Origin of the sequence: Erythrobacter sp. YT30, from assembly GCF_001542875.1 — a bacterium.
Classification (GTDB): Bacteria; Pseudomonadota; Alphaproteobacteria; order Sphingomonadales; family Sphingomonadaceae; genus Erythrobacter.
Window position 1 is genome coordinate 654,111 of the sequence record NZ_LMAF01000001.1, and the last position, 14,558, is coordinate 668,668.

Consider the following 14,558-nt stretch of genomic DNA (forward strand, 5'->3'; position numbering starts at 1 on the left):
CCCCGTCCTGCAACGCTCTAGGTCAGCCTAGGGTTGATAAGTTTCAGTGTCGGCGAAACGGCGCACGAGTTCTTCGTGCAGCAAAACATCGTCAATCGCCCCGCCCAATTCGATTGTGTCGACGTCATCCGAGGCCGCGTGATAGTCGCTGTCGAGAAAGGGCGCGATCACTTCGCGCGATCCGAATGCGGTCGAGAGGAACACGGCTGGCACGCCTTCACTCAGGAAAGCCCAGCCATCCTGACGTTGAACGAATGAGTTGGCGAATTCGCTATCACCGAGCTCACGATTGGCCTCAGCCAGAACAGTCTTGATAGTGCTATCGAGCGCAGTGCGCCCTTCCCCGATAAAGCCCACCGGACTTCCTTCTGGGGCGATGGCAACTGTGTCGAAATTGAAAACGGCCTTGATTGTTTCGAGAGGAAAAGGCGGCTGCTCGATAAATGCCTTGGCGCCCAACAGGCCCGCTTCTTCCGCGCTGGTAGCGACGACGTAGACATCTCGATCGTGAGGGCCGCGATTGGCAAGGCGGCGAGACACTTCGAGCATGGCGGCCACCCCGCTAGCATTATCAACCGCACCATTGCAGATGCGATCCGCTGCATCTGGCGGGCCGCATTCGCCCAAATGATCCCAATGCGCCATCATCATCACAGCGCCGCTGTCTGGCACGGCGCCTCCGAGTTTGCCGATGACGTTGTAGCTGGTGAACTCGCGCCGGTCCGAAGTTGCCTCGACCGTTGCGAGCGCTTTCATCGTTTGCGGCTCGAAATCGTCTCTGCCAGCAGCCTCGACAAGGCGATCCCAGCTTAGCTGCCCAAGCGCCCTGATAACGGCTTCCTCTGTCGCAAAAGCGCTCAGATCAAGGGGTTCTTCGCTGGCGAGCAGGATGCGTTCGGTGCCGAAAGCTGTTCTCAGCCCTGCAATTTCAGCTTCGTTCTGGACCACGGTGATGATGGCCGCTGGCCCTTTGGCGAACAGCTCGGTTCGGCGGCGCGGGCTTTCGCCCGGTTCGCCCAACATCAAGACGACTTTGCCAGCGACAACATCATCAGGCACTTCGGCGCCCAGCCTGCCGACAAACACGGTTTCACCCCGTTCAACCAAAGCGCGGCGAGGCGAGGTAAATGCGACGGCTGCCTCTTCCTCAAAGACAATGGAGCGCCGCCCGACGCGTAGGCCAACTACGCTGGTAAAGGGTTTTGTGCTGATAAGGGAAACCGGCGCGCGCCATTCGCTGCCTGGATCATTGGTGCCGGATACAAGACCCACCTCGCCCATGCGCTGTGTGATGTAGGCGACGGTGCGTTCTTCGCCCAAGGTACCCGGCTTGCGCCCGCCGAATTCATCGCTCGCGAGCACTTCGATATCGCGCATCATCGCGCTCGCAATCAGCTCGCGCTCCGCCACGGAGGCAGAGGCGAGCGGTTTGCTCCCGCACGCAGATAGAAGCGCGCTTGCACAAAGTACCCAGAACGCCCGGTTCATTCGGCGGTCCAGCCCCCATCAATGCTCCAGTTCGCGCCTGTCACGTTACCCGCTTCCTCGCGGCACAGGAACACGGCAAGCGCGCCCACTTCATGAGGCTGGACGAACTTCTTGGTCGGCTGTTTGGCCAGCAGGACATCGTTGATGACTTCTTCCCGGCTTAGCCCGCGCGCTTTCATCGTGTCGGGGATTTGCCCTTCGATCAGCGGTGTCCAGACATATCCAGGCGAAATGCAATTCGCGGTTACGCCTGACTGTGCAAGCTCAAGCGCAATGGTTTTGGTAAATCCAGCCACGGCATGTTTGGAAGCGTTGTAAGCGCTCTTGAAGGGAGAAGCCGTGATCGAGTGGGCAGAGGCTGTGTTGATTATGCGGCCCCACCCCTTCTCTTTCATCGCTGGAACGGCGCAGCGCGTGGTGTGGAATACGGCCGACAGGTTTAGCGCAATCACAGCATCCCATTTCTCGGTCGGGAAATCCTCAACCGGGCTGACATGCTGCATGCCTGCATTGTTAATTAGAATGTCGAGGGGGCCGATCTCCTCCATCATCGCTTCGATGGCTGCAGGATCGAGCAGGTTCGCGCCATTGTAATCCGCGCCCAACTCTTTCTGAAGCGCTGCGATTTCATCGGCATCGCCCAAACCGTTGAGGATCACAGAGGCACCTTCGGCTTGCAAAGCCTTGGCCATGGCGAGGCCAATCCCCGACGTCGAACCCGTTATCAAAGCCCGTTTGCCTTCAAGCAGCCCAGTTTCCGGCATTGCCAACCTTTCTCATGTGTTCCATGGATTTGCGTCAATTGCTTGGAACCTGCGCGCGTGTCCAGTGTATTCGTCGCGCGCGGGCTGCAAAGAAGAGGGGAACGCTGCATGCGATTGAATCCGTTTGATACCTCCAAGATCAAGGTGCGATCGAGCAGCGGCGGAAGAGGCGTTCGGCGTGCGGGCGGTGTTGGATGCGGCACGATTGTCATTGCCATTATCGCAGCATTGGTTTTTGGCGTTGATCCGATGCAGACAATCGGCATGGTCGAAGGCGTGCAGCAGCAGACTGCGCCAGCGGGCTCCAGCAACGATATGACCGAAGAACAGGTCTGCAATATGGGGCCATACGCCACGGAAGCATGCGCGGCGCTCACCAGCCTCAATGGGACGTGGGAGCCGATCTTCGCGCGCTCCAATGTTCGGTTTGAACAGCCGACACTCGATCTGTTCCGCGATGGCAGGGTCATGACGCAAGGATGCGGGGGTGCGACGTCCGCCTCTGGCCCGTTCTACTGCCCGGCCGATCTCGGCATTTACATTGACACCTCATTCTACGATCAACTGGCGCAGATGTCGGGAACGCGCGGAGATTTTGCGCGTCTTTATGTCATCGCTCACGAATACGGACACCATATTCAAAACATGCGAGGACTGGCCGATCAGGTGCGCAGCGCACAGCGGCAAAATCCGCGCGCGGCGAACCAGCTGCAAGTACGCATGGAATTGCAGGCCGATTGCTATGCGGGCGTCTGGGCAGGATTGAACAGAGACAAGATCGAACCGGGAGACATGCAGGAAGGCATGGCAGCAGCCAGCGCGATTGGCGATGACACGCTGCAACGCAATGCAGGCCAGCGCATCAACCCTGAAGGATTCACCCACGGAACCAGCCAGCAGCGCCGCGAGGCGTTGCAGCGCGGACTAAGGAGCGCCGATGTTACAGCGTGCGATGCATATTTCGACTTCAACTAAAGCTGTTGTTCTGGCGCTTGTCGCGAGTTCCATCGGCCTTGCTTCACCTGCGGCATCACAGGATGTCGATGGCGACGATGTGAAAGATGTGGCGGAAACCCCGCTAGAGGATATTGGCCTGTCATCAGACGAAATCCCCGAAGCCTTGGTAGAAGCTGCAAAAGATCCCTATGCGTCCGAAGGATTTGCAACCTGCAATTCGATCGTCGCAGAAGTGGCCAAACTCGACACCGTTCTGGGCGAGGATTACGACATTGCCGGCGCTGCCGATACGGGCCTCGACATGAAGGGCGCGGCAAAAAGCGTCGTCGGCTCCATCATCCCGTTTCGCGGCGTGGTGCGCGAAATATCAGGTGCCGCCGGCGATGAGCGCAAGATGCGCGCAGCCGTGATCGCGGGAATGGTGCGGCGCGGATACCTAAAAGGTCTCGGCCAATCGCGCGGTTGCGATTATCCGGCGCGCCCCAAAATCCAGGAAGCCGAAACCGAGGAATAAGAAAAAGCCGGGAGATGGCGATCCATCCCCCGGCCCCTTGTTTGCGTGTGAAGTGAGAGCCGATCAGGCCTCAACCTCCTCATCCTGTTTCGTCACGCGCACCTGCGTCCAGTCGATGTTGCGGGTTGCGTACATGACCCCTGCTAGAGCTGCGAACAGCATCACCGAACCGATCACAAGCGACCATGCTTCAAGGTTGAGCAGCACGTAGAGGACTGCATAAAGACCCAACAGCATCCCGCCGATTAGCCCGGCACGCTTCCAGCTTTTCAACACCGCTGCGCTGTATGTCGTCAGCAGGCCAATGATCGCGCCGCTTGATACGGTGTAGGCAGCCGCGAAACCGATCAATTCAGCAAAGGCGAGCAACATCACGAAGAACAGGATCAACCCCGCCCCCGTCAGCAGATACTCAGCCGATGCAACGCGAGCGCCAGCAACCACATCAAACATCAGGAAAGCAAGGAAAGTAAAGCCGATGAACAGGAACCCGTATTTGAGCGCACGCTCCACCTGTTTGTAGAGATCCACCGGTTCCATAAAGCCAATCGCCGCAATGCTGTCGGAACCCGGAGCCGGCATCCGCCCGCCAAAACCGTCATCGTAATACGTCTCACCGCTCGGCATATCTGGCTGGCCGATGGTGACCAAAGACTGACCGAGAGCCAAGTTGGAAATCGACCATTTGGCTTTGAACCCATCCGCGCTCACTTCCTTGTCCTCATCACCGGGCAGAAATCCGCCGGAAAAGCTGGGATGCGGCCATGAGGAGGTAACGCTCCATTCGGTCGCCTGCCCGCGCGGGACAAAGCTCAGATTGGTCGAGCCGCGCAGCGAATAGCCGAAATCGAGCGCAATCGGCTCTGCCCCGGTCCAATCGAAGAATGCATGAACTCCGCTGCCCGTACTATCGGGGCCAAGTCCGGGGTTGAGTTCGATGGCTTCACCATCCACAGACAATCTGGCATCAGTTTGCAGGCCCTTTGGATCGCTCACCGAAAGCTGGATAAACGCTTCATCGAGAAGCAGCTCATCAGGCTCAATGCCGAGCTTATCGAGATCGCCCGGCAGCGCAAACTGCGCCTCTCCCGCCATCTGGGCATCATAGACGATTGTTTCGTAAATCGCCCCGCGTGATCGCTTTTCAGGATCAACATTGGTCGAAATGCTCTGGCTTTGCGCGGCGATGAAAAGGTTCCGGCGGGTCTGGTAGCTGCGCGTTACCGTTTTGCCGTTTACTTCCTCTGTGGACTGCGTGGTGGTGGTGTACGGCACCACCAGCATCGGGCCAGCAATCGTCTGCGATCCTGCCCAGCCTGCTTCGATCGAATTCTGCGCAATCCGGGCCTGATGCTGGCGGTCGCTCACCAGCATATAGACCATCGCCAATGGGATGATGAGCGCGAGCCCCACCAATCCTGCCAGCAGCAGTTTCACACCCGGACTTCGCTCTTTTCGTACCATCTCGTCCTCCTATAACTGAGACGAAACGTGCTTTGAGAGCGATGAACTGAATTGAATGTGAACCCCTTCAAAAAGAAGGGAGCGAGGACATCGTGCTGTCCAACGCTCCCTCCAGTCGGCGCGCAATTGATACCCTTGGGGGGTTCGCAGAAATGGGGCGCGCCGGGTTCAGTTAAGGCAGATCAGCTGGTGGACTTCTCCCATTCCTTGATCTGCTGATCGAGTTCCTTGACGATGTCCTTGCGGGTCTTTGCATCGATTTCTTCGTTCATGGAAATGGCTTTGCGCGCTTCTTTAAGACCCGTCAGCGCGTGCACCATGACCCGCTTCTGGCAGATCTTCGTTACGGTGACGCCGTTTTCATCGGTGGTGGTTGTCGCGACATCATCGGTTGTCGCATCGCATTCCATTTTGACAAGGGTGCGCGTTGGTCCACCCCTTACTTCTCCGATCTCGGCCATTTCCATTTCAAGCCTTTGCGGAAGCTCCTCAAGCTCGCGGTTAGCCTCAGCCAATTCCTTGCGAAGCTCAGCAAGCATCTCTTCACGCTCTTCCATGCTCAGCTTCTTGGATTTCTTGTCGGTCCAGGTCTTCTTTTTGTACTCGCGTTTCTCGACGCCCTTCTCGTCAGATTTGACAATAACCGACACTTCCTTGGTCTTATCGACCTTGATCTTGCGCTTCTTGCCCGTGTCTGGATCGACAGTGACAATTGTCGCAGCCGCTGCCGGAGGTGCTGGAGGCACGGGCGCAGCATCCGGAACGGGCGGTGCAGGTGGTGCAGGCGGCGCAGGGATATCCACCGAAGGCGGCACAGGCGCAGGGGCTGGAGCAGGTGCCGCCGGGGGTGCGGGCGGAGCCTCTGTCTGGCTTTCAGCATAGCTGATCGAAGCGGTAAGCGGCAAAGCGAGCGCGGCTGCCCCGAGCATGCAACGTCCGGCAATGCGGCGGGTTTTGGAGGTATCGTTCATATTCAGGCTCCTTAGCCGGTGGATTATCGATTTATCGCCCAACACAGGGCACGCCATGGGCGCTGCAAGCGCGACATTCGGGCCAGCGGCAAAGCTGGCGATGACGGTCGCATATTGTGCGCGCGTTTCGAGTGGTTCAGCTGCAATGACACGGGCATCGCAGGCCGCTTCCTGATCGCGCCTCATAGCAAGCCAGCCATACCGCCCGAGCGGATTGAACCAGTGCATCGCGAACAGCGGCTGGACCGCCATATTGATCGCAAGATCGTGCCCGCGATGGTGCGCCAGTTCATGCGCAAGCGCGAGATCGCGCGCTTTGCGATCAGGCTGTGCCATGAAACCTTGCGGTAGCGCGATAACCTTGTTGCGAACACCAAAGGCGAGCGGTCCGTCCGTTCCCGGTGTTTCGATAAAGCGGATGGCTCCCTCGCGGCCCACTTCGCGCGCGCCTTTGAGCAGATCTGCACGCAGCCTGAAATAGGCCGAAAACCGGGAATAAAGGAAAGCGGCAGCGCCGATCAGCCACACTGCGAACACAATCGAGACAAGCATGGAACTGTCTATATTTGCGATCGGGGTAATCAGTGATGCCTGTTCAGACGCTGCCGCTGTCGATCCCGCAAATCCATCTGTTGTCGCAACTGGAGCGGAGGATCGAGCTTCATTGTCTAACGCTAACAGGGCAGCGCTTTGATCGTTTGCAGAAAGGCCGGGGTCGGCAGCTTCCTGGGGCGCAAAAGATGCTGGCAATTGAATGGGCGGCAAGAGCAGGCGCAACATGGGAAGCGCCCACAAGGCATAGGCCATTTGCGGACCAAATGCCCGCGCAACCGGACGACGAAGGATGAGGACCAGAGCGATAAGAACACCAGTCCAGATAAGCGTATCAACAAACCAGTCCGTCATTGCTTCAGCTCCTTCAAAAGGGCTTCAATCTCTTTCAGATCATCCTCGGTTAGCGCTTCGGTCTCGGCCAGATGTGCGACAAGGGAAGCGGCCTTGCCGCCGAACAAGCGATCGACCAGACGTTTGGATTCGCCGCCGACATAATCCTCTCGCGCAATCATCGCGGTGTAGAGATAACGGCGGCCATCGGGTTTTGCGGCAATCGCCTGTTTCTGGACGAGCCGGGATAGCAATGTCTTGACTGTAGGAAGGCTCCACCCGCGCTGTTCGCACACGGCATCGCACACGTCAGAAGCGCTGGTGGTGCCATTGGCCCACAGCACTTCCATAACGGCAAGCTCCGCCTCGCTGATGCGTTCTGGGGAATTGCCGGAATTGGAATTGGTTGACGACACAGACACCCTCCACCTGACCGATTACGCCTGTAGTCACAACGACTACGTCTGTAAACATTTCGCTAGGATGAACAACATGCTGAACGGCTTGCTCTTCGACGAACGACCTATATCAAAGCACGAATGACATGGATGAACCGCTCCTTCGCCCAGTTGGCCGTTTTCACACTTACGGGTCTCGCATTGGGTGCTTCCCAGCATGCATTTGCGCAGGAAGACATCTGGCCTGAGACGCTGGCCGTTGATCTCAATGCCGAGGATCCGGAGATCAAAGAGGTTGGCGAACTGATCTACAAAGGCGGGGTCAAGATCAGACCGGGCGAACACACAATTGGGGGCATATCCTCCCTCGAATGGCATGACGGCGCGCTTTGGACGGTGAGCGATGATGGCCGCTGGATGCGGATTGTGCCTGATGAAGCGGGCGCTCAGCTGGTTGACCTTACCTCGATGGACATGGGAACGCTGCGCGATCTGGACGGCAAGGAGCTCAAGAAGAAAGAGCTCGCTGATGCCGAAGCGATCACCCGAGATCCCGATGGCGGCTGGTTGGTCGCGTTTGAGCGTGATCACCGCATTTGGCGATATGAAACGCTGGACGGCGCCGCCTCGGTCCACGACACGAAAGCAACTGATTTATTGGAAGATGCCGAGCCCAATGGCGGCCTCGAAACGCTAACCTATTCGATACACGGCCTTCTTGCCTGCGGTGAATGGACCGATGGAGACCAGGCGCAATGCATCTTTGCGGGAAGTAGCTGGTCGCTTCCCAACACACTCACAGTTCCATCACTTTTAGCAGAGCATGGCGGTGCGCCCGTTGATGCGTCATGCGCAGAAAATGGAACATGCTACATCCTCTTTCGAAGCTATTTGTCTGGCTACGGCAACCGCGCCGCAATCGTCTCTGTGAATGGCGAAGAAACGACCACTCTCGCCATCTTCGACGCACCGCTCACCCTCGACAATTTCGAAGGCCTCGCGGTCCGCGAGCACAATGGCCGCCGCTATCTCTATCTCGCCTCGGACGATAACTTTAACAATTGCTTCGAGAAAGATCGTGATGGGTGTCAGAACACGCTCATCATGAAGTTCGAGATTAGGCAGGAAAACCCGCCCCCTCCCCCTGTCGCTAATGCGCCTGAACCCGACGGCACGTATGAGACGACCAAAGTCATCCTCGAAACCAGCATGGGCGACATTACCGTCGCGCTCGAAACAGAGCGCGCGCCGATCACCGCTGCGAACTTCTTGCGCTATGCCGATGAAGATCGCTTTGACGGCACGGTCTTTTACCGCGCGATGCACATCAATTGGGGAGATCAGCCCAACGGCCTGATCCAGGGCGGTACGCAGTGGGATCCAAAACGCATTTTGCCGGGCATTCAGCATGAACCCACAACCGAAACCGGCCTATCGCATACAGTGGGCGCGCTATCGATGGCGATGGGAGAACCCGGGACGGCAAACGGCGATTTTTCGATCATGCTCGGCGATCAGACCGGACTTGATGCTAATCCCCAATCCGATGATCCCGTTTGGCAGAACGGATATGCCGTGTTCGGCTATGTCACAGATGGGATGGATGTGGTCGCCGCCATTCATGCAAGCCCAACCGATCCCGAAAAGGGCGAAGGCGTGATGCAAGGGCAGATGCTTGCAGAGCCGGTAACAATTATCGACGTGCGCCGGTTGGAGCCGCGCACTCAGTAGTTATTCCCCTACTGCAGGCCGTCCCACGGGTGCGCTTGCTGTTTGCGGCATGCGAGCTTCAAGCGCAGGCAGCCATTGTTCAACATCTCGCCCAATGCGCGTCTGCGGCAGCGATGCAAGCAGGCGCTGGCCTATTTCCCACTCCGCAACCGTCCGCGCCGCTTCGTTGGCCGCTGCTTGCAAAGGTTGAGGCTTTCGCAGCGCATGATTGATCATCGCATCCCCGTAAAACGTCCAGTCATTCTCCGCACGGCAGCCAAACGAGGTGCGATTGTCTGCAGCAGCGGTCAGGATCGCGGAGTTATCGCTTGCAAGTGCGGGTACGAAGACACCGGAATAGCACGCCGAAAGGATGAGGATGCGCCGCTCTATGCCGAGGTCTTTAAGAGCCTGCGAAAGCTTGGCCGGGCTTAGAACGCCAAACCCCTGATCGCCGTAATGATAGGCCAGCCCCAGCTTCAGCCCGTGGCTGGTCGTGTACATCACCAGCACGTCTTCTTCCCGGTCCATCTTTTCAGCGATCGCGGCGAGAGTGACGAGCAGTGTATCGATCGACCCGCGCGGCAGATCGTCACGCACGCCGTCCGGGCCTGCCAGCGTCAACGTGCGCCCGTCTGCATCATAGCGGCGCGCAAGCACCCGTCCCGCCTCTCGCGCCTCGCGGGCAAACACCGGATCGCTGTCGAGCGCGACCGTCACCACATAAGCATCCACCACGCCGGGCCGCTGCGGCCGGATGGCCGACATTGCAGCATCCAATCGGCGCCTTTGTTCAAGCAGATCCTTTGCATCAAATCCGCGCTGCAATTGGGGGGCCTGCTCAAAGCTCTTCTGCTTCTGAGCGCGCGTGTTTCCCATCGAGAGATCGGGGATCCGCGTGGTGTGCGCTGGCGGCTGATTGGGGTTTTGCCCCCCTTCCCCGTCCTTTGAAAAGGATTGCGAGATGGCGGGGCTTGCAAGAAGAGCCGCTATCGCAAAGCCCAGGGATGCACCTTTGATCATCGCTGCAGGCTGAAGCGAATGCCGCAAAAGCGCAAGTTATTCCTCAGCCTTTCACAAGCCCGATGATGGCGCCCACGCTAAGGCCCAGGAGACGCTTGTATTCCCAAGTCTTCACAAACCAGAAGAGCGAAAAAGCGAGGATTGCCGCCGCCTCAATCCAGAAGATCGAATGGTCTCGCGGGCGGTCATCAAACAGGTGCACTGCCCATGCGAGGAGCGGCAAGATGATCATCGCGCAGCCCGTCATATTATAGGCCATGGCGAACCGCGCGCGCAGCGGCGGCCACAAGATGTAATCGAGCCGTGATTTCGAGAACACGATCGCAACCACGAAAAGGCAGGCGAAAAACGCCACGGCAAACAGGGCGTGGAGCGAAAAGACACTTTCCGAATATTGATCCTCAGATGTCGGGATCATCGCAACGCAAATGAGGCACACACCTGCAATTGTCAGGAACGTGTTCTCCCATCTGGAAAGCCCTTGGTAAAGGATGAGGAACACCCCGACCGACCACAAAAGCCCGATAAACCAATTACGTGCCGCAGGAACGTAGTAGAAATAGCTGATCGAATAATGCCCGTCATACCCACCAACCAGCGGGAGAATGATCGGGATGAGCAAAGCAATAATGCCAATGCCAAGGGACTTAATCAAAAACGCAAGATTGGCCCGCTTGGAAAAGTCCTTGCGAGCGGCGTCTTTGAGGCGCCAGTCGATAGCTTTGGGGTCTGGTGCGGACATATCGCTAAGCTAGCTTCCAAATCCAAACGCGGAAAGTCCAACAGATTCAGATTATTCAGTGGTCGATTTGATGCCGCTGGGCCTCTTTGCCTCTTCATCGCCCTCGCTGTGCAAGAGTCCTAGCCGGATCGCGAATTGCCGCATCTTAAGGAGCAGGAAACCGGTCACGCCGAAGTAAAGGCAAAGCAAGATCGCCAGTCCAATTGCGCCGAGCGAGAACAGTACGAACATTGCCAGAAGGTCATCAAGCTCGCGAATTGCCCGGGCAAATGTCCCGCGCGGCATGCCTTCGGCGCGATACGAAACGGAAAGTGTGTCGAAGGCAGCGCTCTTTTCGGCGGCTGTCATTTCGAGCTCGATTAATTCGAGTTCCCGTTCAAGTCTGCTTATCTCGTTTATCGCCCTGCGCGCGGCATAATTGTCTGAGCTTTCGGCGACTCCTTTAAGGGCTGAAATTGCCCCCGCATTCTTTTCGCGGGCAACAAGTAACTCGGCAGGCGACCGTCTGCCGTTGCTGCCGCGCACCCTGTTTGGCTCTTTGGCAAAGCTCAAATCGCCGCGTTCGGCGATCAATTTGTCAACAAAGCGACTGGCAGAATTCTTCGCCAATCTGACTTCGAGATGACCGTGCGGATTATCGTATGAATTGGAGCCGCGGACCGCAGTAAATCGCACCACTTCGCAGTTCGACGCGCCCATATCGCGACACGCCTTTTCGTGAGCGAGGCTCACACGGCGCAGCTCTTCAACGCTATCTTCGTTTCCAAAGAAATTTATCGAGCGAGACAACTCACTCATCGGCTCTTCCTGAACCACTGACTGCGCTTGCAGTTCAACGACACCAGGTGTCGCTGCTGCTAATAGTAACGCAATGCCTGCAAACGTAGCCATGCCCAAAATCTAGCTGGTCTAGACTACGTATTGGTTAAGCGAAGATCCTGCCCGTAAGACCGGGTGTGTAAGATCAGTAAACCCGCGCTTTCGGCTCGATGTATTCCGCGTCTTCGGTCAGCGTGTATTCGTGCACTGGACGGTAATCGATGCGCGTGTTGGAACCGCGTCCGCCCCAGCCATCGAACCAAGCGACGGTGTGCTTCATCCAGTTCTTGTCGTCGCGATCGGGATAGTCCTCGTGCGCGTGGGCGCCTCGGCTTTCCTTGCGGTTGGCGGCTGATGCCATGGTGACATTCGCCTGCGCCATCAGGTTGTCGAGTTCCAGCGTCTCGATCAGATCGCTGTTCCAGATCAGCGACTTGTCGGTGACGTGGATGTCTTCCATCCGCTTGTTCTGTTCGGCGAGCTTTTGGACGCCTTCATCCATCAGCTTTTGATCGCGGAACACGGCGCAGTGTTTCTGCATCGCTTTTTGCATGTCCGAGCGGATTTCAGCCGTTGGCGATCCACCTTCGGCGTAGCGGAAGTGATCGAGGCGGCTCAAAGCGAAGTCTGCGCTATCGCCCGGCAACTCGGGCTGGCTTGCGCCTGCTACGGTTTTTTCCTTGAGGTGGAGGCCGGTTGCGCGGCCAAACACGACAAGGTCAATCAGTGAGTTAGAGCCCAGACGGTTTGCGCCATGGACCGACACACAGGCTGCTTCACCCACAGCATAAAGACCGGGTACAACCGCATCAGGATCGCCATCGGGGCCGATAGTCACAACCTGCCCGTGATAATTACACTGAATGCCGCCCATATTGTAATGGACCGTTGGGGTCACTGGCAGAGCTTCACGCGTCAGATCAACGCCTGCGAAAATCTTGCCGCTTTCGGTGATACCCGGCAGACGCTCTGCGAGGACTTTGGGATCGATGTGGTCGAGGTGAAGGTGAATATGATCGCCATCCTCACCCACGCCGCGCCCTTCGCGCATTTCGAGTGCCATTGAGCGACTGACAACATCGCGCGATGCGAGGTCCTTTGCGCTAGGGGCATAGCGCTCCATAAAGCGCTCGCCTTCGGAATTGGTGAGGTATCCGCCCTCGCCCCGTGCGCCTTCGGTGATGAGGACGCCTGCACCATAAATGCCGGTGGGGTGGAACTGGACAAACTCCATATCCTGCAAAGGCAGACCAGCGCGCAGCACCATACCGCCGCCATCGCCCGTACAGGTGTGCGCGGATGTCGCGGTGTAATAGCACCGGCCATAACCGCCCGTTGCCAGCACCACAGATTGCGCGCGGAAGCGGTGGATGGTGCCATCATCAAGGCACATCGCCATCACGCCGACGCACTGACGGACGCCATCAACATCGGCCATAATCAGATCGAGCGCGAAATATTCGATGAAGAAATCCGCATCGTATTTAAGGCTCTGCTGATAGAGCGCGTGGAGCATTGCGTGCCCCGTTCGGTCAGCCGCCGCGCAGGTGCGCTGCACTGGCGGTCCTGCTCCCATGTTCTGCATGTGCCCGCCAAAGGGACGCTGATAGATCGTGCCATCTTCATTGCGCGAGAATGGAACGCCAGCATGCTCCAGCTCGTAAACCGCCTGCGGAGCTTCGCGTGCAAGATATTCAATCGCGTCCTGATCGCCCAGCCAGTCTGACCCCTTTACGGTGTCATACATGTGCCAGGTCCAGTGATCAGGCGTGTTGTTACCAAGTGATGCCGCAATCCCGCCTTGCGCTGCGACTGTATGACTACGCGTGGGGAAAACCTTGGATATGTTCGCGGTGCGAAGGCCCGCTTCGGCCGCGCCCATCGTCGCGCGGAGGCCTGATCCGCCTGCGCCCACCACGACGACGTCATAGGTATGATCGATGATCTTGTACGAACCCTTCAGATCAGGGCCAGTTGCATCGTTTGCGGCTGCTGTCGCCATTATGCTTGAACTCCGAATGCGAGGCTCGCGACGCTGAACAAAGCAAATGCGCCGCCGCCAAAGGCTGCCAGATTGAGAGCTGAAAGCAGCCCAAATTTGGTGCCTGAATTTTGAACATAATCTTCGATGAGAACCTGAAGGCCAAGCCGCGCGTGCCAGAATAGGCTGATCACAAGCAGCATCATCGGCACGGCCGAAATCGGCTTTCGAAGCCAGGCTGACACGGCATCGTAATTCAGATCGCCCATCGCAAGAAAGCTGACCGCAAGCCAGCTCATCAGCACGAGATTGCCAATCGCAGTAAAGCGCTGGATCAACCAGTGATGCGCGCCTTCATGCGCCGATCCCAAGCCGCGCACGCGGCCGATAGAGGTTCCGTTACCCATAGTCCCCAAATCCCTTAGCGCAGAAGCACATACGCCCAGACCGCGACGGTCAGGGCAATGGCGATCAGCGGCGATGCGATTGACCACATCTTGTTCGTGTTAAGCTCATAACCTGCGCCAATATCGAGCACGAAGTGGCGAAGGCCGCTCATCAAATGCGTGAAAAACGCCCAGGTGAGGCCCACCATCACGATATATCCGATCGGCGTCGTCATCAGGCCATAGAAGAGATCGTACTGAGCCTGACCCGCAGCAATCGCGCCCAGCCACCAAACCAGCAGCGCAAGGCCGACAAGTGCCATGCCATCACCGGTTGCCCGGTGGAGGATAGACACCAGCATATGCGGTCCCCAGCGCCAAATCTGCAAGTGAGGCGAAAGCGGTCTGTTACTCATATTGATCCCAAAAACCTTCGAATATGTACCTTTTGTTGCT

The 14,558-nt window shown here is 57.6% G+C and carries 14 protein-coding genes; 3 read left to right on the forward strand and 11 right to left on the reverse strand.

Features of this window, described 5'->3' with window-relative positions; genetic code table 11:
- Positions 1-27: 27 nt before the first annotated feature.
- Together AUC45_RS03100 and AUC45_RS03105 are read right to left on the reverse strand one after the other, a co-directional pair.
- Complete coding sequence (locus AUC45_RS03100; RefSeq protein ID WP_067597957.1) at positions 28-1,488, reverse strand: M20/M25/M40 family metallo-hydrolase; 1,461 nt, start codon at positions 1,486-1,488, stop codon at positions 28-30.
- The gene (locus tag AUC45_RS03105) at positions 1,485-2,252 is read right to left on the reverse strand and encodes a 3-hydroxybutyrate dehydrogenase (protein WP_067597961.1); all 768 of its coding nucleotides are present in this window, start codon (positions 2,250-2,252) and stop codon (positions 1,485-1,487) included. The genes AUC45_RS03100 and AUC45_RS03105 overlap by 4 nt, the downstream gene beginning before the upstream one ends.
- 108 nt (positions 2,253-2,360) lie before the next feature.
- Between AUC45_RS03105 and AUC45_RS03110 the strand changes: the two genes are divergently transcribed.
- Together AUC45_RS03110 and AUC45_RS03115 are read left to right on the forward strand one after the other, a co-directional pair.
- On the forward strand, positions 2,361-3,227 hold the full coding sequence (locus tag AUC45_RS03110; protein ID WP_067599005.1) for a neutral zinc metallopeptidase: 867 nt from the start codon (positions 2,361-2,363) through the stop codon (positions 3,225-3,227).
- Positions 3,190-3,723, forward strand: coding sequence for a hypothetical protein (locus AUC45_RS03115; protein ID WP_156423720.1), 534 nt, complete (start codon positions 3,190-3,192; stop codon positions 3,721-3,723). Before AUC45_RS03110 ends, AUC45_RS03115 begins: the two co-directional genes overlap by 38 nt.
- Positions 3,724-3,786: 63 nt before the next feature.
- Here the strand turns inward: AUC45_RS03115 and creD are convergent, their stop codons facing one another.
- The 3 genes from creD to AUC45_RS03130 all read right to left on the reverse strand — a co-directional run bounded on the left by creD (position 3,787) and on the right by AUC45_RS03130 (position 7,459).
- Positions 3,787-5,187 carry a cell envelope integrity protein CreD gene (gene creD / locus AUC45_RS03120; protein ID WP_067597967.1) on the reverse strand — a complete coding sequence of 467 codons (1,401 nt, stop codon included), beginning with the start codon at positions 5,185-5,187 and terminating at the stop codon, positions 3,787-3,789.
- Positions 5,188-5,369: 182 nt separating this feature from the next.
- Entirely contained in the window at positions 5,370-7,064 is a 1,695-nt protein-coding gene (locus tag AUC45_RS03125) for a M56 family metallopeptidase (RefSeq protein ID WP_067597970.1), read from the reverse strand.
- Entirely contained in the window at positions 7,061-7,459 is a 399-nt protein-coding gene (locus tag AUC45_RS03130) for a BlaI/MecI/CopY family transcriptional regulator (RefSeq protein ID WP_067597973.1), read from the reverse strand. Before AUC45_RS03130 ends, AUC45_RS03125 begins: the two co-directional genes overlap by 4 nt.
- A gap of 132 nt (positions 7,460-7,591) precedes the next feature.
- Here AUC45_RS03130 and AUC45_RS15460 point away from each other — a divergent pair, with 132 nt between their 5' ends.
- Positions 7,592-9,172, forward strand: a complete 1,581-nt coding sequence (locus AUC45_RS15460) for an esterase-like activity of phytase family protein (RefSeq protein WP_197409493.1) — start codon at positions 7,592-7,594, stop codon at positions 9,170-9,172.
- Here AUC45_RS15460 and AUC45_RS03140 read toward each other — a convergent pair whose 3' ends face one another.
- The 6 genes from AUC45_RS03140 to sdhC form a co-directional block, all read right to left on the reverse strand.
- Positions 9,173-10,201: a C13 family peptidase gene (locus AUC45_RS03140; RefSeq protein WP_233998511.1), complete on the reverse strand. Its 1,029-nt coding sequence runs from the start codon at positions 10,199-10,201 to the stop codon at positions 9,173-9,175.
- Between the two features lie 16 nt (positions 10,202-10,217).
- Positions 10,218-10,916 carry a hypothetical protein gene (locus AUC45_RS03145; RefSeq protein WP_067597978.1) on the reverse strand — a complete coding sequence of 233 codons (699 nt, stop codon included), beginning with the start codon at positions 10,914-10,916 and terminating at the stop codon, positions 10,218-10,220.
- A 51-nt stretch (positions 10,917-10,967) separates the two neighbouring features.
- Positions 10,968-11,807 (reverse strand): hypothetical protein, encoded by an 840-nt coding sequence (locus AUC45_RS03150; RefSeq protein WP_067597981.1) that lies wholly within the window; start codon positions 11,805-11,807, stop codon positions 10,968-10,970.
- Between the two features lie 73 nt (positions 11,808-11,880).
- Positions 11,881-13,698, reverse strand: a complete 1,818-nt coding sequence (gene sdhA, locus AUC45_RS03155; RefSeq protein ID WP_156423747.1) for a succinate dehydrogenase flavoprotein subunit — start codon at positions 13,696-13,698, stop codon at positions 11,881-11,883.
- A 38-nt stretch (positions 13,699-13,736) separates the two neighbouring features.
- Entirely contained in the window at positions 13,737-14,123 is a 387-nt protein-coding gene (gene sdhD, locus AUC45_RS03160) for a succinate dehydrogenase, hydrophobic membrane anchor protein (RefSeq protein ID WP_067597987.1), read from the reverse strand.
- 14 nt (positions 14,124-14,137) lie between these two features.
- On the reverse strand, positions 14,138-14,518 hold the full coding sequence (sdhC, locus tag AUC45_RS03165; protein ID WP_067597990.1) for a succinate dehydrogenase, cytochrome b556 subunit: 381 nt from the start codon (positions 14,516-14,518) through the stop codon (positions 14,138-14,140).
- Positions 14,519-14,558 lie beyond the last annotated feature (40 nt).

Excerpts from the sequence above, each read along its gene's own strand:
- AUC45_RS03100 (WP_067597957.1), bottom strand. The coding sequence starts at position 1,488 with ATGAACCGGGCGTTCTGGGTACTTTGTGCAAGCGCGCTTCTATCTGCG.
- AUC45_RS03105 (WP_067597961.1), bottom strand. The coding sequence starts at position 2,252 with ATGCCGGAAACTGGGCTGCTTGAAGGCAAACGGGCTTTGATAACGGGT.
- AUC45_RS03110 (WP_067599005.1), top strand. The coding sequence starts at position 2,361 with ATGCGATTGAATCCGTTTGATACCTCCAAGATCAAGGTGCGATCGAGC.
- AUC45_RS03115 (WP_156423720.1), top strand. The coding sequence starts at position 3,190 with ATGTTACAGCGTGCGATGCATATTTCGACTTCAACTAAAGCTGTTGTT.
- creD (WP_067597967.1), bottom strand. The coding sequence starts at position 5,187 with ATGGTACGAAAAGAGCGAAGTCCGGGTGTGAAACTGCTGCTGGCAGGA.
- AUC45_RS03125 (WP_067597970.1), bottom strand. The coding sequence starts at position 7,064 with ATGACGGACTGGTTTGTTGATACGCTTATCTGGACTGGTGTTCTTATC.
- AUC45_RS15460 (WP_197409493.1), top strand. The coding sequence starts at position 7,592 with ATGAACCGCTCCTTCGCCCAGTTGGCCGTTTTCACACTTACGGGTCTC.
- AUC45_RS03145 (WP_067597978.1), bottom strand. The coding sequence starts at position 10,916 with ATGTCCGCACCAGACCCCAAAGCTATCGACTGGCGCCTCAAAGACGCC.
- AUC45_RS03150 (WP_067597981.1), bottom strand. The coding sequence starts at position 11,807 with ATGGCTACGTTTGCAGGCATTGCGTTACTATTAGCAGCAGCGACACCT.
- sdhD (WP_067597987.1), bottom strand. The coding sequence starts at position 14,123 with ATGGGTAACGGAACCTCTATCGGCCGCGTGCGCGGCTTGGGATCGGCG.
- sdhC (WP_067597990.1), bottom strand. The coding sequence starts at position 14,518 with ATGAGTAACAGACCGCTTTCGCCTCACTTGCAGATTTGGCGCTGGGGA.